This is a genomic window from Micromonospora sp. TSRI0369, assembly GCF_001905625.1.
In the GTDB taxonomy this organism is placed as follows: domain Bacteria; phylum Actinomycetota; class Actinomycetes; order Mycobacteriales; family Micromonosporaceae; genus Micromonospora; species Micromonospora echinospora_A.
The window spans coordinates 282,579-301,601 of the sequence record NZ_LIVU01000002.1 but is presented as its reverse complement, the minus strand read 5'-3'; the positions used below and the strand labels follow the sequence as shown (position 1 = coordinate 301,601).

16 protein-coding genes are annotated in these 19,023 nt (G+C 69.6%); 7 read left to right on the top strand and 9 right to left on the bottom strand.

The window, feature by feature from the left end; translation table 11 throughout:
- Positions 1-53 precede the first annotated feature (53 nt).
- Positions 54-1,268 (bottom strand): MFS transporter, encoded by a 1,215-nt coding sequence (locus AMK25_RS06690; protein ID WP_073827260.1) that lies wholly within the window; start codon positions 1,266-1,268, stop codon positions 54-56.
- Positions 1,269-1,369: 101 nt separating this feature from the next.
- The gene (locus tag AMK25_RS06685; protein WP_198937462.1) at positions 1,370-2,233 is read right to left on the bottom strand and encodes an aldo/keto reductase; all 864 of its coding nucleotides are present in this window, start codon (positions 2,231-2,233) and stop codon (positions 1,370-1,372) included.
- 87 nt (positions 2,234-2,320) lie between these two features.
- Here AMK25_RS06685 and AMK25_RS06680 point away from each other — a divergent pair, with 87 nt between their 5' ends.
- Positions 2,321-2,734 carry a nuclear transport factor 2 family protein gene (locus tag AMK25_RS06680; RefSeq protein WP_073827259.1) on the top strand — a complete coding sequence of 138 codons (414 nt, stop codon included), beginning with the start codon at positions 2,321-2,323 and terminating at the stop codon, positions 2,732-2,734.
- An 8-nt stretch (positions 2,735-2,742) separates the two neighbouring features.
- On the opposite strand, the gene AMK25_RS06675 is transcribed toward AMK25_RS06680, so the two are convergent.
- Both AMK25_RS06675 and ygiD read right to left on the bottom strand, forming a co-directional pair.
- Positions 2,743-3,726 carry a phosphotransferase gene (locus AMK25_RS06675; RefSeq protein WP_073827258.1) on the bottom strand — a complete coding sequence of 328 codons (984 nt, stop codon included), beginning with the start codon at positions 3,724-3,726 and terminating at the stop codon, positions 2,743-2,745.
- Between the two features lie 134 nt (positions 3,727-3,860).
- Entirely contained in the window at positions 3,861-4,706 is an 846-nt protein-coding gene (gene ygiD / locus AMK25_RS06670) for a 4,5-DOPA dioxygenase extradiol (protein ID WP_083664656.1), read from the bottom strand.
- 220 nt (positions 4,707-4,926) lie between these two features.
- On the opposite strand from ygiD, the gene AMK25_RS06665 reads away from it, so the two are divergent.
- The gene (locus AMK25_RS06665; protein WP_073827256.1) at positions 4,927-6,015 is read left to right on the top strand and encodes an epoxide hydrolase family protein; all 1,089 of its coding nucleotides are present in this window, start codon (positions 4,927-4,929) and stop codon (positions 6,013-6,015) included.
- Positions 6,016-6,430: 415 nt separating this feature from the next.
- Positions 6,431-7,225 (top strand): matrixin family metalloprotease, encoded by a 795-nt coding sequence (locus tag AMK25_RS06660; protein ID WP_073827255.1) that lies wholly within the window; start codon positions 6,431-6,433, stop codon positions 7,223-7,225.
- 181 nt (positions 7,226-7,406) lie between these two features.
- On the opposite strand, the gene AMK25_RS06655 is transcribed toward AMK25_RS06660, so the two are convergent.
- Both AMK25_RS06655 and AMK25_RS06650 read right to left on the bottom strand, forming a co-directional pair.
- The gene (locus AMK25_RS06655; RefSeq protein WP_073827254.1) at positions 7,407-8,303 is read right to left on the bottom strand and encodes a hypothetical protein; all 897 of its coding nucleotides are present in this window, start codon (positions 8,301-8,303) and stop codon (positions 7,407-7,409) included.
- On the bottom strand, positions 8,300-8,683 hold the full coding sequence (locus AMK25_RS06650) for a PadR family transcriptional regulator (RefSeq protein ID WP_030503351.1): 384 nt from the start codon (positions 8,681-8,683) through the stop codon (positions 8,300-8,302). The genes AMK25_RS06655 and AMK25_RS06650 overlap by 4 nt, the downstream gene beginning before the upstream one ends.
- 91 nt (positions 8,684-8,774) lie before the next feature.
- Between AMK25_RS06650 and AMK25_RS06645 the strand changes: the two genes are divergently transcribed.
- Positions 8,775-10,022: an FAD-dependent oxidoreductase gene (locus AMK25_RS06645; RefSeq protein ID WP_073827253.1), complete on the top strand. Its 1,248-nt coding sequence runs from the start codon at positions 8,775-8,777 to the stop codon at positions 10,020-10,022.
- An 8-nt stretch (positions 10,023-10,030) separates the two neighbouring features.
- Complete coding sequence (locus AMK25_RS06640) at positions 10,031-10,507, top strand: MarR family transcriptional regulator (RefSeq protein ID WP_241826266.1); 477 nt, start codon at positions 10,031-10,033, stop codon at positions 10,505-10,507.
- 167 nt (positions 10,508-10,674) lie between these two features.
- Here AMK25_RS06640 and ileS read toward each other — a convergent pair whose 3' ends face one another.
- Positions 10,675-13,794: an isoleucine--tRNA ligase gene (ileS, locus tag AMK25_RS06635; RefSeq protein ID WP_073827251.1), complete on the bottom strand. Its 3,120-nt coding sequence runs from the start codon at positions 13,792-13,794 to the stop codon at positions 10,675-10,677.
- A gap of 432 nt (positions 13,795-14,226) precedes the next feature.
- On the opposite strand from ileS, the gene AMK25_RS06630 reads away from it, so the two are divergent.
- Positions 14,227-14,991 (top strand): aminoglycoside adenylyltransferase domain-containing protein, encoded by a 765-nt coding sequence (locus tag AMK25_RS06630; protein WP_073827250.1) that lies wholly within the window; start codon positions 14,227-14,229, stop codon positions 14,989-14,991.
- An 8-nt stretch (positions 14,992-14,999) separates the two neighbouring features.
- Here the strand turns inward: AMK25_RS06630 and AMK25_RS06625 are convergent, their stop codons facing one another.
- On the bottom strand, positions 15,000-17,471 hold the full coding sequence (locus AMK25_RS06625) for an ABC transporter permease (protein ID WP_073827249.1): 2,472 nt from the start codon (positions 17,469-17,471) through the stop codon (positions 15,000-15,002).
- Positions 17,468-18,217 carry an ABC transporter ATP-binding protein gene (locus tag AMK25_RS06620; RefSeq protein ID WP_073827248.1) on the bottom strand — a complete coding sequence of 250 codons (750 nt, stop codon included), beginning with the start codon at positions 18,215-18,217 and terminating at the stop codon, positions 17,468-17,470. The genes AMK25_RS06625 and AMK25_RS06620 overlap by 4 nt, the downstream gene beginning before the upstream one ends.
- A gap of 244 nt (positions 18,218-18,461) precedes the next feature.
- Between AMK25_RS06620 and AMK25_RS06615 the strand changes: the two genes are divergently transcribed.
- On the top strand, positions 18,462-18,992 hold the full coding sequence (locus tag AMK25_RS06615) for a hypothetical protein (RefSeq protein ID WP_241826265.1): 531 nt from the start codon (positions 18,462-18,464) through the stop codon (positions 18,990-18,992).
- Positions 18,993-19,023: the final 31 nt, after the last annotated feature.

The following is a 19,023-nucleotide window of genomic DNA, read 5'->3' as shown; positions in this document are numbered from 1 at the left end:
GTTGATGCCGGCGTCAGCCGGGCCCGCCACCGTCCCGCGACGAAGCCGCCTGGCTAGACGGCTTCCGCCAGGTCCGGACGCGTCCGTTCGCCCCATCGGACGACCGCCGGGGCGACCAGGCCGACCGCGACGAAGACGGCGCCCATCAGCAGCCAACCCGGGGCGCCCCAGGTGATGCAGAGCAGGCTCAGGACGGAAGGGGCGGCGACGTTGGCCAGGCCCGTGCCGAGCCCGGCGACTCCCGTGTACTGCCCCTGCGCGTGCGGGGGCGCGAGGAGGAACTGCAGTTCGAGCGAGCCCGCCGTGTGCCACAGCTCGCCCACCGTGTGCGCGGCGACTCCCATCGTCATCACCGTCACGGCGAGCCATCCGGGCATCGTCGACGTGGCGGCGATCAGGGCCATCCCCACCAGGAACGCCAACCCGGAGCGACGCATGGCCCGGCCGGCCGCCGGACCGGTGTCGATCCCCCGGCTCGCCCTGACCTGGAGCGCCGCCACGAGCGCGGTGTTGACGAGTACGGCTGCCCCGACGAACCAGCGCGGCGCGTCGGTACGCGAGATGATCCACACCGGCAGCGCGAAGATCAGCACCTGACCCTGAATTCCCATGACGGCGTCGAGCACGGTGACCGCCATGTACGGCTTGTCCTTCAGTGCGACCCAACGTCCGGTCATGTGGGGCACCGCAATGGGCGGCAGTGACGGCAGCCGGGTGATGACGGCGGCGCACGCCACGAAGCTGACGGCGTTGCCGACGATCAGGGTCAGGTAGGCGGCGCGGGTGTCCAGTTGCACGGCGGCGCCGGCGACGAGGGCGCCGCAAGCTCCGGCGAGGTTGGCGACCGAACGGAGATAGGCGCGGAACTGGGCCAGGTCCGTGCCGCCGAAGCCGCGTACCAGCGGGCCGCGTGACGCCCCGCCTGCCGATTGGGCGAGCTGGTTGAGGCAGACCAGGACGACGAACGGCCAGAACGTGTGGACGAAGATCAGGGCGGCCGTGGTGACGGCTCGGACGACCAGGGTCAGCAGGTATATCTCGCGCGGGCCCCGTCGGTCGGCGAGATGCCCCGTCGGGATCCCGGCGAGCATCCCGACGAGCGCCGCGATGCCCATGCCCAGAGCCACCTGCGCCAGGGGAAGGCCGACGGAGCGGGTGAAGAAGAGCACGGCGCTGGTCATGAAGACGCCGATTCCGACCATGTTGACGAAGGTCGCGACGGCCAGGACGCGCCGCGGGCCGCGCTCGGGGACGAGTCCTCGGGCCACGAGCCATGAGCTGTGCGGCGGAGGAGCGGCGAGGGACGAGACTGCTGCCCGCACAGGGTGGGACCTTCCGTCGAGAGTCGTGGACCCGTGGCAGGACGCAGCTAGTCGAGGCCGGCCAGTTCCTCGGGGGACAGACGCAGCGCCCCGGCGGCCAGGTTCTCGACCAGATGGTCGGGGTTGCCCGTGCCGGGGATGGCCAGCATGTGCGGCCCGCGACTGAGGGTCCACGCGATCCGCACCTGCGCCGGCGTCGCCCCGTGGGCCCGGGCGACGGCCGCCACCGCCTCGTTGGTCGCCACGCCACCGGCCTCACGTCCGTCGCCGGCGAGCGCGAAGAACGGCACGAAGGCGACACCCTGCTCCCCGCAGGTGCGCACGAACTGGTCGTGCACGCGCCGGGTGTCGACGCCGTACGGGTTCTGCACGCAGACCACCGGGGCGATCGCCTGTGCCTGCGCGAGGTGCTGCGGGCGGATGTTCGACAGGCCGAGATGCCGGATCAGGCCGGCGTCGCGCAGGTCGGCCAGCGCGCCGAAGTGCTCCGCGACCGACTCCAGCCCGTTCTGGCGCAGGTTGACGACGTCGAGGTGGTCACGGCCGAGCTGGCGCAGGTTCTCCTCGACCTGTCCGCGCAGTTGGTCGGGCCGGGCCAGCGGCAGCCACTCTCCGGAGGGATCGCGGCCCGGCCCGACCTTCGTGGTGATGACCAGTTCGTCGGCGTACGGCGAGAGCGCCGTGTTGATGATCTCGTTTGCCGAACGCAGCGGCGAGAAGTAGAACGCCGCCGTGTCGATGTGGTTGACCCCGAGTTCGACCGCTCGGCGCAGCACGCCGATGACGCGTTCGCGGTCGCTCGCCACACCGCCGTTGCCGGTCAGGCGCATCGCGCCGAATCCGATCCGATTGACAGTCAGGTCGCCGAGCGTCCAGGTGCCTGCGGACGCCGCAGTAATCGTGTTGGGCACTGGGCGAAACTAGCCATCCCCGATGACCTGCGCAGCCGGTCATCTGCCCGATACCGGTTCCCGGAGATCGCTGTTAACTTATTTACAGTGAAGGACGATGGATTTCCCGTTGGGACCGGCGACGCGGACAGCGCCACGGTCGACGAATTGCGCGCCGCTGAACGGCGTCTTCAGCGCGCCCAGCTGTCCTCAGATGTCGCGGCGTTGGATCGGCTGATCGACGACCGCCTCGTGTTCACCGGGCCTGACGGCCGTCTCTACTCCAAGCAGGACGACCTGCACGCGCACCGATCCGGCCAGCAGACGATGACCCGGGTGGACGAGGAGGACCTGGCGGCGCTCGTGGTCGGCGGCACCGGTGTGACGTGGTTCCTCGGCACGTTGGAAGGCACCATGGGCGGCGAGCCGTTTCTCGCCCGCGTCCGCTACACGCGCACATGGGTCCTCGACCAGGACGAGGAATGGCGCCTGCTCGCGGCGCACGTCGGCCCGGCCGACTGAGGCTGCCGTCAGGTCGCGGCGAGCGCCTTGGTGATGTTCCACTCGGCCAGGTCCAGCATCCACTGCCGGTCCGGGAAGTCGGTGTCCGCGATCCGTAGTGGCCCCTCGATCAAGGACAACGTCTGCGCGTACCGGTAGAACTCCAGCCGGTGGGGATCGAGATCGACCGGGCGCAGCGCCGGATACGACTCGCCGAAGCGCATCTGCAGCCAGGCGTGGTCCCATTCGACATCGAAGTACGCCAGCCCCTCGAAATCGATCATGACGGCTTCACCGGCCGGTGTGACGAGAACGTGATCCGGGCCGAGTTCACCGTGCACCAGCCCGTACTCCTCGCGTGGGGTGACCGCGCTCCTGAGGTGGCGTACGTGGGCGGTGATCCGTTGGTGGGCATCGGCCAGCCGGGCGTCGCGGGCCGCTGCCGCGTCGAGGTGGCCGAGCGCCCGGTCGACGATCACGTCCTCCGCGCGCCGGGCCCGGGACGCCTCTCCCCCGGTAATGGCCGCGACCTTGCCGTAGTGCGGACCGAAGGCGGTGTGCATCCGGCGCAGGGCGTCACCGAGCGCGGCCAGCGGCGCGGCGGCGGTGGCGGTGGCCGGATCGTGTTCCAGCAACGCGTCCAGCCGCAGCGCGCCGGCGTCTTCGACAAGCGCGATGTCGGCGTCGAGGTGACGGCCCTCCCGGTCGATCATCATCAGATGCGGGACACGCACTCCCACTGCGGTGAGCGCCGCATGGCTGGCGGCGAAGAGATCCGCGCCCGACGCGTCGGTGAACGGGTCGTCCGGGACTGTCGGTGACGGTGGCCAGTAGTTCTCGCCCGCGGCCCACACGTACAGCATCACGGTTGTCCCGTCGTCCAGCCGAAGCCGGTAGACGCCCTTCTTGGTGCCGCCTGTCAGCCGGTCCAGGGCAGCGAGTCGCCGGTCGGAGCCGAACTGTTCCGACACCAGGCCGTGCAGGTCGTCCGGCTGCAAAAACGTCCGCGTCATGGTCGCCTCTCGTCAGACCGAGGCGGCCAGGCTGTCAGGCCGGGCAGCGGCGCACAACCGAGTTGACGCACCGGACCTCGCGGACCGACCCGCCCCGGTGCTGGGTCATGAGCATTCGACCAGCCGGCGCTTGCTCAGATGTTGGAGCCGTCCGGCGGCAGGCCGGGCGGTGGCTGCGGGGATCCGCCTCGTCCGTCAGCCGGTGGACAGGACATGCCCAGGGTGTAGGCCGTCATGGACAACGAGCCGTAGGCGTAACCGTCGACGAGGACCTCGGTGTCAGGGGTGTCCATGGCGGCGGCCAGACCGGCGAGATACAACGCGGGGATGAAGTGATCCGGTGTCGGTACCGCACGGCGGAAGTCCCCGTGAGCGTCGAGGGTCGCGTACTCACCCGGGTCGGTCAACATCCGGGCCTTGGCGTCCTCGTCGAAGCGTTGCGCCCAGTCGAAGCCGTCGTCGGTCAGCGCCCAGTCCATGCCGCGCAGGTTGTGCACGACATTGCCGCTCGCCACGATCAGCACACCGCGCCGGCGCAGTGGAGCGAGCCGGGCGCCGAGTTGAAGGTGGTAGTCCAACGGCTTGTCGGCGTTGATGCTGAGCTGGACGACGGGAATCGTCGCGTCCGGAAAGGCGTGCAAAAGCACCGACCAGGTGCCGTGGTCGATGCCCCAACTGTCGACGTCCGCCCCGACCCAGGTCGGATGGACGACGTCACTGACCTCCTCAGCCAGCTCGGGCAGCCCCGGCGCCGGGTACTGCACCTCGAACAGCTCCTGCGGAAACCCGTAGAAGTCGTGAATGGTCCTCGGCCGGGGCATCGCGGTGACGGCCGTGGCGTTGATGTACCAGTGGGCGCTGACCACCAGGATCGCGCGGGGACGCGGTACCGCGGCGCCGAATGCCTTCCACGCGGAGGTGTACCGGTTGACCTCGAGAGCGTTCATGGGGTTGCCGTGGCCCAGGAACGCCGCGGGCATCAAGACATCCATGCCCGGATGTACGTCTGAAGGCACGTGAACTTCCCTCCCTGGAGGACCGGTTCGCACGGCGCGGCCTGCCGGACCTGAATGTCACGATAGTGCCACCTCGCAGCGGTTCCGGCCTGAATCACGCTCCTCCGGGGGAGCGGAGATCGGATCTGCAGCCTGCCCGTTCGGGCGGCTGCCGAGTGACTCCTTGCGATGGAATCATGATCAGGTGACGCCCTTCCACATCGATGTGCCCGAAGCCGTCCTGGACGACCTGCGGGCTCGGCTTTCGCGGACAAGGCTCGCGCCAGCCGCCCCAGGTGAGCCGTGGGCCGCCGGCACCGACCCCGGGTACCTGGCAGGTCTGGTGCGGTACTGGCTCGATGGATTCGACTGGCGTGCGGCCGAGCGTGCCCTCAATCGGCACCCTCAGTTCGTCACCACGGTCCGAGGCACGCCGATCCACTTCGTTCATGTTCGCTCGGCATCGCCTGACGCCACGGCGCTGATCCTGACCCATGGCTGGCCCAGCACGTACACGGAGATGCTGCCCCTGGCCTCCCGGCTCGCGGACTTCGACCTCGTCATACCGAGCCTGCCCGGCTTCGTCTTCTCCGGACCACTCGCCGAGGGCCCCACGACCGAGGCGGCTGTCGCGGACGTGTGGGCTGAGCTGATGACCCGTTTGGGCTACGACCGCTTCGGCGCCTACGGCGGCGATATCGGGTCCGGCGTGTCGACGTGGCTCGGCGCCCGCCACGCAGATCAGGTCATCGGGGTCTTCTCGCAGCACATCAAGTTCCCGCCGGCGGACCGCAGGGGCGACCTCAGCCCGGCCGAGGAGGCGTTCATCGCCATGCTCGACGCGAAGGCCCAAGATGACTGGGGCTACGGAATCATCCAGGAAACACGGCCCGACACCCTTGCGGCAGCCCTGAGCGACTCGCCGGCCGGACTGGCCGCATGGATCATCGAGAAGTACCAGCGCTGGAGCGACTGCGGCGGCGACATCTCCCGCCGGTTCGGCTCCGACGAGCTGCTGACCACCGTGATGCTGTACTGGGTCACCAACTGCATCGGCACGTCCTTCCGGCCCTACCGGGACGACCGCCTGGCCCCACATCTGCCAATGGTCGACGTGCCCGCCGGTATCACGGTCAGCGTGGAGGACGCCGGCCTGCCCCGGTCGTTCGCCGAACGCACCTACGCCAACCTCACCCACTGGCGCGAGCCCGGGGTCGGCGGCCACTTCTTCGCCCAGGAAGAGCCCGACGTGCTCGCTGCCGACCTGCGCGCCTTCTTCAGCGCGCTGCGGTGATCCAGTCGCCGCGCGGAAATGGCGGGCGGGCATGCTGCTGTCTGACCGACCTTCGCCAGGCCGAGGAGCTCGAGGCCGCGCACGGTCGAAGGACCTGAATCTTGACTAAGGAAACCTGGCCTCGTAGAGTATCCAGACATCCAAAAATTTAAGACCATGTTTCTCAACGGGGGTTGGGTGTTCCATGACTCGAAAAGAAGGCCGTAGTCGGTCAGTTGGCACCGTAATCGCATTAACCGCTTTGATGCCTGCGGTCGCTTTGATGCCGACGACGCCGTCGTTCGCTGCCGAGATTCCATGCAGCTCGACCCTGTCACCAAGCGAAATCAAGTCGGTCGGCATTTCTTGCCAATTGGCTTCGGACACAGTCGTCCGAGTCGCCGAGGGTCTCGAGGTTGCAGTTCCGGAGCCAGGCATGATCGCCATGGTGCAGGTTCTCCGGACGCCCGGCTCGACGGGCCCGAGCGCTGCGTCCGTCTATCGGGCGACCGACGGTCAGCTGGCGTTGCAAATCGACGAGACGCCCGCGCTGGGATCCACTGCCACAGCGGGCGCTCTCAAGCGCATCCTCGCCAAGCGCGCAGAACCAGCCGCCAAGCACCCAGAGCCAGCTGGGGCAGCGAAGACTCAGTCCTCTGAGCTCGCAGCCGTGCCCGCATACTGTGGGAGCTCCAACCAATACAACTTCTCTGGCGGCGTATGGCAACAATCTGTGTTTCCGTGGACCTACAACAGCCGGTCCCAGCCGGCCTCGGACGCGCTTCAAGCCATCAAGTACGGCTTCCAATTCATAACCGACACCTCTTCCGTATGCGGCACGTACTACACGTTCGCCTTCGCCGACTATCGAGGGTCAACCACCCGCTACACGTGGGGAACGAGGGACAACGGAAATGTGGTCGGGTGGGCCGGATTTGACCCCCACATCTTGGGAGCCACCTACTCGTGGGTCGACAGCGCCGGCCTCAGAGTCGAGGTCGACATAGCATTCAACAACCGGGTTACGAACTGGTTCACCGGCCTCTCTGGAACTGTCCCCGCGGGACGTGTCGACCTCATCTCCGTTGCCACGCATGAGGCTGGACACGGCTTTGGCTTGGCGCACTACGAGGCCAGCTCTTATCCGGTGATGTTTCCGACGCTCGGCACGGGAGTGAATAAGCGAGTCAAGCGAAGCGGTGATCTTACCGGGATGGGCACCTTGTACTGACAGGCAAGCCGTAGCACTCCGGCGTCGCTCGACTCGGCGTTGGGTGTGGCGAGCCATGAGGACGGCCACCGCACGTTCATCGATGGTCTGAGGACCACTGATGAACGTGCGGTGGCCGTGTGCCACACAGTCGGCTGCAGATCCCTACTGGCCGCCGGTCCTGCGGACCGCCCGCCAGTGGTCAGGCGCGGGTGCGCTGCCGCTGCCGGGTCCAGACGACCGCGCCGACTGCCATGAGGACCGCGACGACCAGGGACGGCAGGGCGTCGGGCCGGCGCAGCAGTTCGCCCGTCAACCCGCCGTTGTCCAGTTGGTAAAGCGTGCCCAGCAGGAGGGTGGGGACGACTGCGATCAGCAGCCGCTGGTCGGCCGTCGCCACCCACAGGAAGACGGCCGCGCCGGCGATCACCATGACGGCGGCAACGATCCGCGCGCTCGTGTCGACCATGCGGAAGCCTCCCGCAGGGATCAGGTGCAGGGCGAGGATTCCGGCGGTCACCAGAACGGCGTTGGCCCGGGGCGTCGGCGGCACGTCCGCCGGACGCCGCAGGCCCAGAATGATCAGGGGCGTGGCGACGACCGGCGCCCACCACTGCGGCAGGCCGTTGAGGAACAGGTACTGGGAGATCACGGTCGGCACCACCGCCGCAGCCACCGCCAGAACGGCGGCGGTACGGGCGCGGCCCGCGACGAGCGCCACCAGCGCGGCGATCACCATGACCTCGTGGACGCCCTGATTCCGCAGGACTGTCAGGGGGTCCGAGAATCCGCCGAACTGAAACGCCTCGACGATGTCGTCCAAGCCGATGAGCGCACCCAGCGCCAGCACCGCCATGGCGCCCAGGTGGATGCCCTGCCAGAACAGCACGGCGGTGGGCCGGGGCGCGGTGCTGCCACCGTGCACCCGTAGGGCGCCCCGGATCAGCGATGCCGCCTGCCGGAAGCTGGGCCAGCGGCGGGTGGTCGGTTCGTCGCCGATCAGCGTGTCGATCAGCTCGTCGGCGCGTTCGCGGCGGTAGTCGGCGGGGTAGGCCCGCAGCAGCATCCGGTAGCGCTTCTCCAGAACATCGGAACTCATGCTGGTCTGATCCTCGCGGTAGAAGGTTGACGGGCGCTTGCCTGCGATGCGACCCGGCGTGGCAGGCGGTCCATGACCACCCGGGCGGCCTGGGCGAGCCGGTCGGCCTCTTCGGTGAGTACGCGACAGCCCTCGTCGGTGAGCCGGTAGTAGCGACGGGCACGCCCGTTGACGATCTCCTCACCGTCGGCGGTGACGAGCCCTTCGCCGAGCAGCCGGTCGATCACGGAGTACAGCGATCCGGCGGCGAGGGTCACCCGCCCGTCGGACAGCTCATTGACCCGCTTGATCACGGCATAACCGTGGAGCGGTCCGCCGAGCAGGGCGGCAAGGACGAAGTAGGACGGTTCCCGTAGCGCGGGACGCGAAGCTGATCCCATGAGCCGAATATACAAGCTACTTGAGTATCCGTCCAAGGTGACTGTTCACAGTGATCCTTGCCCGAATCATCTTAATGATTAAGATAACTGCATGAGTGCATCGACGGACTTCTCGGTGGCGATCGCCGGCGCCGGCCTCTCCGGCCTCTGCCTCGCCCAGTACCTGATGCGCGCCGGCATCGACGTGCACGTCTACGAGCGGGACCCGGGCCCCTTCATCCGGCGGCAGGGCTACCGGATCATTCTCGACCGGTACGGGCTGGAGGCGCTTCGCGAGAGCCTGCCCCGCTCGCTGTACCACCTGGCGCTGGCCACCGGCGACGAGCCCGGCGGGCACCTGCGCTTCACCAACAGCCGGCTGCGGGACGCCTTCACCATCACGTTCAAGGACGAGCCGGGGGCGACCCGCCAGGTCGACCGGCTGACCCTGCGGTCCATCCTGCAGTCCGGGCTGAACGGGCGCATCCACTACGGCAAGGACGCCGTCGCGGTGGAGAGCGGCGGCCCGGCAGGGCTGCGGCTGCGGTTCTCCGACGGTGGGGCCGCCGCGGCAACCGTCGTGGTGGGCGCGGACGGCGTCGGCTCGGCCCTGCGCCCGCAGCTCATGCCGGACGCGGACCCGGCGAACACCTCGATGGCGGGCATCTACGGCCGGTCGCCGCTGCTGCGCAACGGCGAGAGCGTCATCCCCGACGCACTGCGCACCAGCGGGGTCCTGGCCATCGCCGACCGGCCGGGCAGCGCCTTCTTCTTCACCTCCATGCGGTTCGGCGAGAGCCCACAGGAGGCGTTCGCACGCCTGGCCCCGGGCAACTACGCGCCCACCGGCGACGACTACGTCATGTGGGGCCTGCTGCTCCGGCAGGAGGAACTGCCGACCGACGTCCGCGGGAACCTGCTGGCGCTGTGGAAACTGGCCGACCGATTGAGTACGGACTACCACCCGCTCATCCGGCGGCTTGTCGACACCGCCGAGCTGGACGCCACGGTGCTCAACCTCTTCGCCACCGGCCGACGCCCGCAGCGGTGGGCCGTGCCGCGGGCCACGATGATGGGCGACGCCGTACACGTCATGCCGCCGTTCGGCGCCCACGGCGGCAACACCGCGCTCCGCGACGCCGCAGTGCTCGGCCGCCGGCTGGTCGAGGCGCGGGCCGGCGCCACCTCGGCGGAAGAGGCGATCGCCGCCTACCAGGACGAGATGACGGACTACGCCTTCCGCGCCGTCGACACCGCCGCCGGGCTGATGCGCCGCCTCACCGGGGGCGCGGCCGCACCACACTGGGTGCTGACCCGCGTGTTACCTCGGCTGCACCGGGTCACCGTACCGGAGGCATGATTGCCGGCATGCCCGACGAGACGGCCCATACGTCCGCGATCGCCGACCTCATGCGCGCCGGGCGGGAGATGTCGCGGCTGTCCATGGTGTTCCGGTACGCCATCGCGGAGCGGCTGGGCCTCACCGTGAGCGACCTGGAATGCCTGGACTACCTGGCGGACAGCGGCTCCGCGTCCGCGGGGCAGATCGCCGAGCGCACCAACCTCACCACCGGGGCGGTCACCAGCATGCTCCGGCGGCTCCAGCAGGCAGGCTACGTGACGGCCGAGCGCGATCCGGCAGACCGGCGGCGGGTCATCGTGACCCTGCGGCCGGAGCGGGTCGCCGACCTGGAGCGACCGTACGAGCGTTTCGCCGAGCGGGCGGAGCGGCTCGTCGAGGGCTACAGCGCCGAGGAGGTCGGACTGCTGGTCCGGCACTACGACCGCATGCAGGCGATGTACCTCGCCGAGCTGGACCACCTCCGCGACCATGGCACCGCGTAGCCCGGCCGTCGCCCGCGACGACGGCGCGCCGATGACTCCACCGCCCTTTCCGATCAGCGTGTGACGGCTTTCGCTGACCCGCCGCTTCGCCTGCCGCCCGCCGATACGAAGGGCCGGGGCCACGACACACGGCCGAACGGGCGGCGTGCTCGTGGCCCCGGCTCTCCTCATGCCTTACGCAGCCAGAACGTCAGGCCGAGCGCCTCGTCGGTGAAGGACGTCGCGTCTGCCCACGTCGGCCGCCCGAGGGTGAAGTCCGTCGCGAGCACCTCGTCAGCCACCAGCTTCTGATGCTCCGTCAACGCCGTCAGGGTGTCAGCGGTCGCCTCGTAGCGGAGTTCGATGCGATCGGCGACCTCCAGGCCGGTGGCCTTGCGGGCCTCCTGGATCTGGCGGATCACGTCCCGCGCGATCCCGGCGAGGCGGAGTTCCGGCGTGATGTCCAGATCCAGCGCCACCGTCGCACCGGCGTCGTTGGCGACCGCCCATCCGGCGCGTGGAGTCTCGGTGATGACGACCTCGTCCACCGTGACGACCACCGCCTCACCGTCCACGTCGACGGTCGCCTCACCTCTCGTACGGAGGACTTTGGCGAGGGCGGTCGGCTCGGCCGCCAGAATCGCCGCGGCGACGCCTTGGACCGCCTTGCCGAACCTCTTGCCCAGGGGGCGGAAGTTCGCCTTCACCGTCGTGTCCACGAGTGAGCCGCTGGTGGCCGTGATGGGTGCCACCGAGACGACATTGAGCTCCGACGCGATCTCGGCGAGGAGCTCCGCCGGCAGGTCGGCGAAACCTGCCGCGGACACGACCGCGCGAGACAGCGGCTGGCGCGTCCTGATGCCGGAGTCGGCGCGGGCGGAGCGGCCGAGTTCGACGAGCCGACGCACGAGAAGCATCTGCGCCGACAGTTCCGGGTCGATCAGGGACAGGTCGCCGGTGGGGTATGCGGCGAGGTGCACGGACTCCGCAGCACCGGGCGTGACCGGAACCACCAGGTCCTGCCAGACCCGCTCGGTCACAAACGGTGTGATCGGCGCGAGGAGGAGCGTCAGGGTGGACAACGTCTCGTGGAGCGTGGCCAGGGCGGCCGGGTCGCCGTGCCAGAAACGCCGGCGGCTGCGGCGAACGTACCAGTTGGAAAGATCGTCGATGAACGTGGACAGCAGCCGGCCGGCCTCGTGGGTGTCGAAGCGCTCCATCGCGGCGTCCACGTCGCGTACCAGGCTGTTGAGCTCCGACAGCAGCCATCGGTCCAGCAGCGGGCGGCTACGGGGCGCGGGATCTGCCGCCGACGGCGCCCAGGCGGCGGCACGGCCGTACAGCGCCCCGAAGGACACGGTGTTCCAGTAGGTCAGAAGAGTCTTGCGGACGACCTCCTGAAGCGTGTTGTGCCCGACGCGCCGGGCCGACCACGGGGAACCGACAGCGGCCATGAACCAGCGCACCGCGTCGGCACCGTGCTCGTCCATCAGCGGGATGGGTTCGAGGATGTTCCCCAGGTGTTTCGACATCTTGCGGCCGTCCTCGGCGAGGATGTGGCCCAGGCAGACGACCGTTTCATAGGCCGACTTGTCGAAGATGAGGGTGCCCACCGCCATGAGGGTGTAGAACCATCCCCTGGTCTGGTCGATCGCCTCCGAGATGAAGTTCGCCGGGTACCGCTTCTCGAAGAGTTCGACGTTCTTGTGCGGATACCCGAATTGCGCGAAAGGCATCGAGCCCGAGTCGTACCACGCGTCGATGACTTCGGGCACCCGGCGCGCGGTGGCGCCGCATCGGCAGTCGAAGGTGACGTCATCGATATAGGGACGGTGCGGATCCAGCTCGGACAGGTCAGTCCCGGCCAGCTCGCTCAGCTCGGCCAGCGAGCCGACGCAGGTCAGGTGGTTGTCCGCGCAGCGCCAGATAGGCAACGGCGTGCCCCAGTACCGACTGCGGGACAACGCCCAGTCGACGTTGTTGTTCAGCCAGTCCCCGTAGCGGCCGTACTTGATGTTCTGCGGCTGCCAGGTCGTCGCCTCGTTCTCGCGCAGCAGCGCTTCCCGGATGGCCGTGGTGCGGATGTACCAGGACGGCTGCGCGTAGTACAACAGCGCCGTGTGACAACGCCAGCAGTGCGGGTAGCTGTGCTCGTACGCCTCCTCGCGGAAAAGCAGTCCCCGCTCGGCGAGATCCGCCACCAGGACCGCGTCGGCACTCTTGAAGAACGTGCCGCCGACGAGCGCGAGGTCGGACTGGAACGTGCCGTCCGGACGGACGGGGTTGACCATCGGAAGACCATACGCACGGCACGCGGCGAGGTCGTCAGCGCCGAATGCCGGCGCCTGGTGCACCAGGCCGGTGCCGTCCTCGGTCGTCACGTACGTCCCGAGGATGACGAAGTTCGCGTCCTCGACCTGGACCAGGTCGAATGGCCGCCGGTAGGTCCAGCGTTCCATGTCCTTGCCACTGAAGGAGTCGCCGACGACGGTCCATCCCTCACCGAGTGCGCTGCCCGCCAGCGCCTCCGCGACAACGAGCTGCTCCTGGCCGTCGGTCGCCACGACGTAGGTCACGTCGGGATTGACCGCGACCGCGACGTTGGAGACCAGCGTCCATGGGGTCGTGGTCCACACGAGCAGGGAAGCCTGGCCCGCCAGAGGGCCCGAGGTGAGTGGGAACCGCACGAACACCGACGGGTCGGTGACCACCTCATACCCCTGGGCGAGCTCGTGATCGGACAACCCCGTCCCGCAACGGGGACACCAGGGCGCCACGCGGAAGTCCTCGACGAGCAGCCCTTTTTCGAAGATCTGCTTCAGCGACCACCACACCGACTCGATGTATTCCGGGTCCATCGTCCGGTAGGCGTCGTCCATATCGACCCAGTAGCCCATGCGTTCGGTCAGCCGGGCGAACTCGTCGGTATGCCGGGTCACCGACTCGCGGCACCGGGCGTTGAACTCCGCTATACCGAAGGCCTCGATGTCGCGCTTACCGGAAAAGCCGAGTTCGCGCTCGACAGCCAGTTCCACCGGAAGTCCGTGGCAGTCCCAGCCGGCCTTCCGCGCGACATGGAAGCCCTTCATCGTCTTGTACCGGGGAAAGACATCCTTGAACACTCTGGCTTCGATGTGGTGCGCCCCTGGCATGCCGTTCGCCGTTGGGGGCCCCTCGTAGAAGACCCATTCCGGCCGCCCCTGCGATCTTTCCAGGCTGAGGGCGAAGACCTTACGATCACTCCAGAATTTGAGGATGCCGTGATCGATATCGGGAAAGCTCGCCTGCGCGGGCACAGCGCGGTACATGGATCCTCCAACGAAGCGGTTACCGAACTTCGGTGGAGGGACGAGGCCCGGGCCCCGCGGTACCACCCTCCTTGGCCACAGCGCGCGGCCCTCTCGTTAAGTTGTGGTCGGGTCTACTCGGCGTGACGCCTTTCTTCCGACGGCTCCAGGGTGATCTTCCCGCTGCGCACACCCCCGGGCTTCCACCATCCCCGGGTCTCTGCTGGCTGCGTGCAGTGGTACTCGTCCCTATCGACGCCTTTCCGGGCCAGTGTAGTCCTGTCGGCTCTCACCGAATGTTGCCACTCCATCGGCGGACAGCCGCCTCGGTTCGTCGCCGTGGGGCGCGAACACCAGCAGCTTCCGGAACTGAGCGCCCGCCGTCGCCCGCACCGGCGGCGAGGGTCGGCATAATCGGTGGCCCCGCGGCGACCCACCGCGCAGGATCACCTGATGCTCCCACCCGACACGGTTGTCTCCGACCTCCGCGAGGCGTGGCACCGCACGCTGGCGGACAGCCTTCTCGGCCTGTACCTGCACGGCTCGTTCGTGGCAGGCGACTTCGACAGCAACCGCAGCGACCTCGATCTGCTCGCGGTGCTCATGAGTGACCCGGACGAGAAGCTCCTCGACGTCCTCGCCGAGCTGCACGTGGACCTCGACCGGCGGCACCCGCTGTGGGCGGGCCGGATCGAGGTGGAATACGTGTCACTGGACGCGGTACGCCTCGTTCCCGGCCGGGACCACGTGATCGCCCGGATCAGTCCCGGGGAGTCGTTGCACCTGCTGCCCGCCACCACCCACCGCGTCGTGACCTGGGCCGCCGTGCACGACTACGGTCGTACGCTGCTCGGACCGCCGGCCGGCGAGCTGCTGCCCGCCGTCGAACCCGGCCTCGTCCGCGCGGCTCTGCTCGACCACGTCCGCGACTGGCCGGCCTGGGTGCTCGAGATGACACCACCCGGAGCCCAGTCCTACGCGGTGCTCACCCTCTGCCGGGCCTACCAGCGCCTGCGCAACGGCCGGCAACTGTCCAAACAGCAGGCCGCCGAGCCGACCGCCGCCGCCCTCCCGCAGTGGGCGGACCTGATCGTCTGGGCGCGCGACTGGTGGTACGACTCCGGCCTCGACACCGACCCCGGCAGGTTCGACGACGTCCGGGCGTTCGTGCACGAGGTCAGCGCCGCCATCCTGGCCGAGAAGCCCGACAGGCGGTGACACCACTCCTACTCCTTCAGGCCGATGTTGTCGATCGGAGAAGCGCTGAGCAGCCGCCGGACGGGCCACACCGTGCTCACCAACGCCAGCAGTGTCGTACCGCCGAGCACCGCCGCCCACCCGAGCGGCGGGATGTACGGGATCGGGCTGCCGGTCAGTCCGTTGACGATCGCGCTCAGCGTCAGCACCGCGATCGTCGCGCCGATCAGCACCGCGGTGCCGAGCAGCCCGGCCTGTTCGGCCCGGACCATCCCGCGAATCTGACGGCGGGTGACCCCGACGAGTTGCAGCAATGCCAGCTCGCGGCGGCGGGCCAGCGCCGCCATCACCATCGTGGTGGCTGCCGCCAGCGCCGCGTACCCGACCATCACGCCGATCAGCAGCCGGTTCAGCCAGGCGCCGAGCGCCAGATCGGTGCTGAGCAGGCGCGTACGGGTCGCGGCGTCGAGAATCTCCGTGCCGGGCCGAGCCGCCGCCCACGTGGCCAACGCGGTGTCGGCGTCCGGGCCGCCGCGGACCAGCACCTCGTCGACGGTGTTCGCCGCCGTGTGCCCGGCGACCGTCTCGGCAGCCACTGTGACGTCGCCGAAACCGAGGCCACGGTCGTAGATGGCGATGACCTTCAACGTGACCAGGGTGCCGTCGCCCAGCCAGAGTTCCGCCTTGTCGCCGACGTCCCAGCCGGACGAGGACGCCTGCATCGTGGACAGGGCGACCGTACCGGCGCGCAGGTCGGCCAGGGTGCCCTTGCGCACGGCGAGGTCCATCGTCGACGTGACGTCCGCCGGGTCGACCGACTGCGCGCCGACCGGCTCGATGCCGCCGAGCGCCCGCACCACGACCTGGGTGCGGCGTACCCCGGTGGCCGCCTGCACCCCGGCGACCTCGCGGATCTCCCGCGCCGTGTCGGCGGGCAGTCCGCCCGGAGCGACGAGCACCCGCTCGGCGAGCGTTCCCGCGCTGCTCTGTGTGGCGGTCTGCCGTTCCAGGTTGTCCTGCAGGAACCAGACCGAACCGCCGAACCCCACGGACAGCACGAGGGCGGTCAGGACGGTCGCCATGCCCTGCGCGTTGGCCCGCAGGTTGGCCGCGGCCAGGTAGCCGCCGGCCCGCCAGATCCGCGGCAGCACCGGGGTGAGCAGGCGTGCCGCGTACGCGTTGATGTTCGGTGCGAGCAGCGCCACCGCGATGACGAACAGGTAGAGCATGCCGACCGCGCCGGCCAGCGCCCCGGCCGACCCGGCGGCGCCGAGCGTGAACGCCCCGGAGCTGCCGGCCGCCATCAGCGTCAGCACGCCGGCGATGAGCCGTACCGGGCCGCTGCGCCGAGGTTCGACAGCGATCTCGCCGAGCGCCTCGATCGGCTTGATGGCGGTGACCCGGCGGGCGGCGATCAGCGCGGCGACCACCGCCACGAGGACCGCCGTACCGATGGCGGCCGGCACCGCGAACAGACCGCCCGTCATCGGGAAGCCGGCCGGCACGAACCCGCGCCCGACCAGCTCGCCGTGCACCCAGCGGGCCGCCAGCAGGCCGGCCGGGCCGCCGATCGCGGAGCCGGCCAGGGCGAGCAGCGCGGCCTCGGCGACCAGCATGCGGCGCACCTGCCCCGGCGTGGCGGCCACCGCCCGCAGCAACGCCAGGTCACGCCGGCGGTGCCGGACGGACAGCCCGATGGTGCCGGCGACCACGAACACGATCAGCAGGACGACGTACCCGCCGAAGGCCGCCCCGGCCTCGACCAGCAGGCTCCGGGCGGCCTGGTTCTCCGACTGCTCGGCCTTCCCGCGGTCCTTCCCGGCGTACGTCGTGGCGCCGGCCGCCGTCGCGATCTCGCGCACCGTGCCGAGGTCGGCGCCGGGCGCCATCCGTACGCCGATCGCGTCCACCCGGCCCGGGTGGGCGGACAGGCGCGCGGCCTGCGCGTCGGTGAAGAACACCGCCGCCGAACCGGTCTCGGCGGTTCCGCTCACCCGGTACGACCGGTTGACCCCGCCGACGACCAGCTCGATGCGGTCGCCGGGCGACGTCCCGAGCCGGGTGTCGACCACCACCTCGCCGTCGGTCCGCGGCGCGGCGCCGGCGGCGAGGGGACGACCGGTGAAGACGTACGTGTCCCAGCCGTGTCCCACGGCGGCGGGTGAGCCGATCAGCACCGCGTCGTCGCCGGTGACGGCCACGACGCCCGGCACCCGGCGGATCCGGTCCACCAGGTCGGCGTCCACGGTGCCGCCCTCGGGCAGCGTCACGGTGCTCGTGGTGGTGTCACCGTCGAACTCCCGGAACGTGTGGCTGATCGTGCGGTTGGCGACGACCACGTCGGCGCTCGCCCAGAGCCGCGGCTCCGGGCGGAAACGCAGCCCTGATTCGACGAGCGTGCCCATCGCCACCAGGATCAGCACGCCGAGGATCAGGGCCAGCAGGGTCGCGGCGGCGGGGCCGGTGCGGTGCCGCAGCAGGCGGGCGGCGAGGCCGGTCATCGGAGGACCCGCCCGTCCAGCGACGCCAGGTGCTCGGCGATCCGGACTGCGCCGAGCTGCGGGAGGTCCGCGACTATCGCACCGTCGGCGAGCACGAGCACCCGATCCGCGTACGACGCGGCGATCGGATCGTGGGTCACCATCACCACCGTCTGCCCGTGCTCGTCCACGACCGCGCGCAACAGCGTCAGCACCTCCGCCGCGGTCCGCGAGTCGAGGGCGCCGGTGGGCTCGTCCGAGAAGATCACCTCGGGGCGGGTGGCCAGCGCCCGGGCGATCGCCACCCGCTGCTGCTGACCGCCGGACAGCGCCGCCGGCCGGTGGTGCAGCCGGTCGGCGAGGCCGACCCGCTCGACCACGTGGGTCAGCCAGGCCCGGTCCGGACGGACGCCGGCCAGACGCAGGGGCAGCACGATGTTCTCCTCGACGGTGAGCGCGCCGATCAGGTTGAACGCCTGGAAGACGAATCCGATCCGGGTACGACGCAGCTCGGTCAGGCGCGTCTCGGACAGCCCGGACAGGTCGGTGCCGCCGACGACCACCCGGCCGTTCGTGGGGCGGTCGAGGCCGGCCGCGATCTGCAACAGCGTGCTCTTGCCGGAGCCCGAGGGCCCCATAACCGCGGTGAAGGTGCCCCGGCCGAAGCCGACATCGACGCCCGCGAGCGCGGTCACCTGGTTGCGGCCGGTGCCGTACACGCGGGTGAGTTGTTCGACGCGTACCGCCGGTTCGACGGTCTGTCCCATTCTGGTGGCCTCTCTCCGTGTGCTCGGCAGGAACTGCGCGCACCAGAAACGCTATTGAGCTGTGGGAACAGCGACCATCCAGCGGGCTGCCCAGTTCGGGTACAGCAGGCACTACCACCGACCCTCCGGCCCTGGGCAGCGCCCACTGGCGCGTTACTCCATACGGCTACGGCGGCCGGGTCGCTACGCTCCTCGGGTGATGAATGGTGCCGGTGTCGCACTGGGTGTCGAGGCCGCTCGGCGGTTGGCACAGCTGAACCTGGTGGACATCCAACCCGGGCTCACGGACGCCGAGTTCGCCGGCATCGAGCGACGGTTCAGCTTCGAGTTCGCCGACGATCACCGCACCTTCCTCGCGGCCGGGCTGCCAGTCTGGACACCTGGCCACGATGACCACTCCGACAGGGCGAGTTGGGGTTGGCCGAACTGGCGCCGGCTCGACTCCACCGATCTGCGGGAGCAGGTCGACTGGCCGCTCACCACCGCGCTCGACCACATCCGGCACGGCGAGTGGCCGCCCGGCTGGGGCAATCGCCCGCGCGACCTCGCCCGGCGCATGGCCAAGGCGGAGCGCCTCATCGCGGACGTTCCCCGGATGGTTCCCGTGTACGGCCACCGCTACCTGCCGGCCGGCCGCGGCTCCTTCGGGCATCCCGTGCTGTCCATCCACCAGCTGACCGACACCATCGTGTACGGCCACGACCTCGCCAACTACGTCGATCAGGAGTTCCGGCAGCCGAGGGTGACCGCGCCCCTCTGGCGTGACTACGTGTGAGACGCGAAGGCCGACACCCGTCAGCTCCTCG

Coding starts and splice junctions, on each gene's coding strand:
- AMK25_RS06640 (WP_241826266.1), top strand. CDS start 10,031: ATGCCCGACGAGACGGCCCATACGTCCGCGATCGCCGACCTCATGCGC.
- AMK25_RS06620 (WP_073827248.1), bottom strand. CDS start 18,217: ATGGGACAGACCGTCGAACCGGCGGTACGCGTCGAACAACTCACCCGC.
- ygiD (WP_083664656.1), bottom strand. CDS start 4,706: ATGCCCGCGGCGTTCCTGGGCCACGGCAACCCCATGAACGCTCTCGAG.
- AMK25_RS06650 (WP_030503351.1), bottom strand. CDS start 8,683: ATGGGATCAGCTTCGCGTCCCGCGCTACGGGAACCGTCCTACTTCGTC.
- AMK25_RS06645 (WP_073827253.1), top strand. CDS start 8,775: ATGAGTGCATCGACGGACTTCTCGGTGGCGATCGCCGGCGCCGGCCTC.
- ileS (WP_073827251.1), bottom strand. CDS start 13,794: ATGTACCGCGCTGTGCCCGCGCAGGCGAGCTTTCCCGATATCGATCAC.
- AMK25_RS06625 (WP_073827249.1), bottom strand. CDS start 17,471: ATGACCGGCCTCGCCGCCCGCCTGCTGCGGCACCGCACCGGCCCCGCC.
- AMK25_RS06660 (WP_073827255.1), top strand. CDS start 6,431: ATGATCGCCATGGTGCAGGTTCTCCGGACGCCCGGCTCGACGGGCCCG.
- AMK25_RS06655 (WP_073827254.1), bottom strand. CDS start 8,303: ATGAGTTCCGATGTTCTGGAGAAGCGCTACCGGATGCTGCTGCGGGCC.
- AMK25_RS06675 (WP_073827258.1), bottom strand. CDS start 3,726: ATGACGCGGACGTTTTTGCAGCCGGACGACCTGCACGGCCTGGTGTCG.
- AMK25_RS06630 (WP_073827250.1), top strand. CDS start 14,227: ATGCTCCCACCCGACACGGTTGTCTCCGACCTCCGCGAGGCGTGGCAC.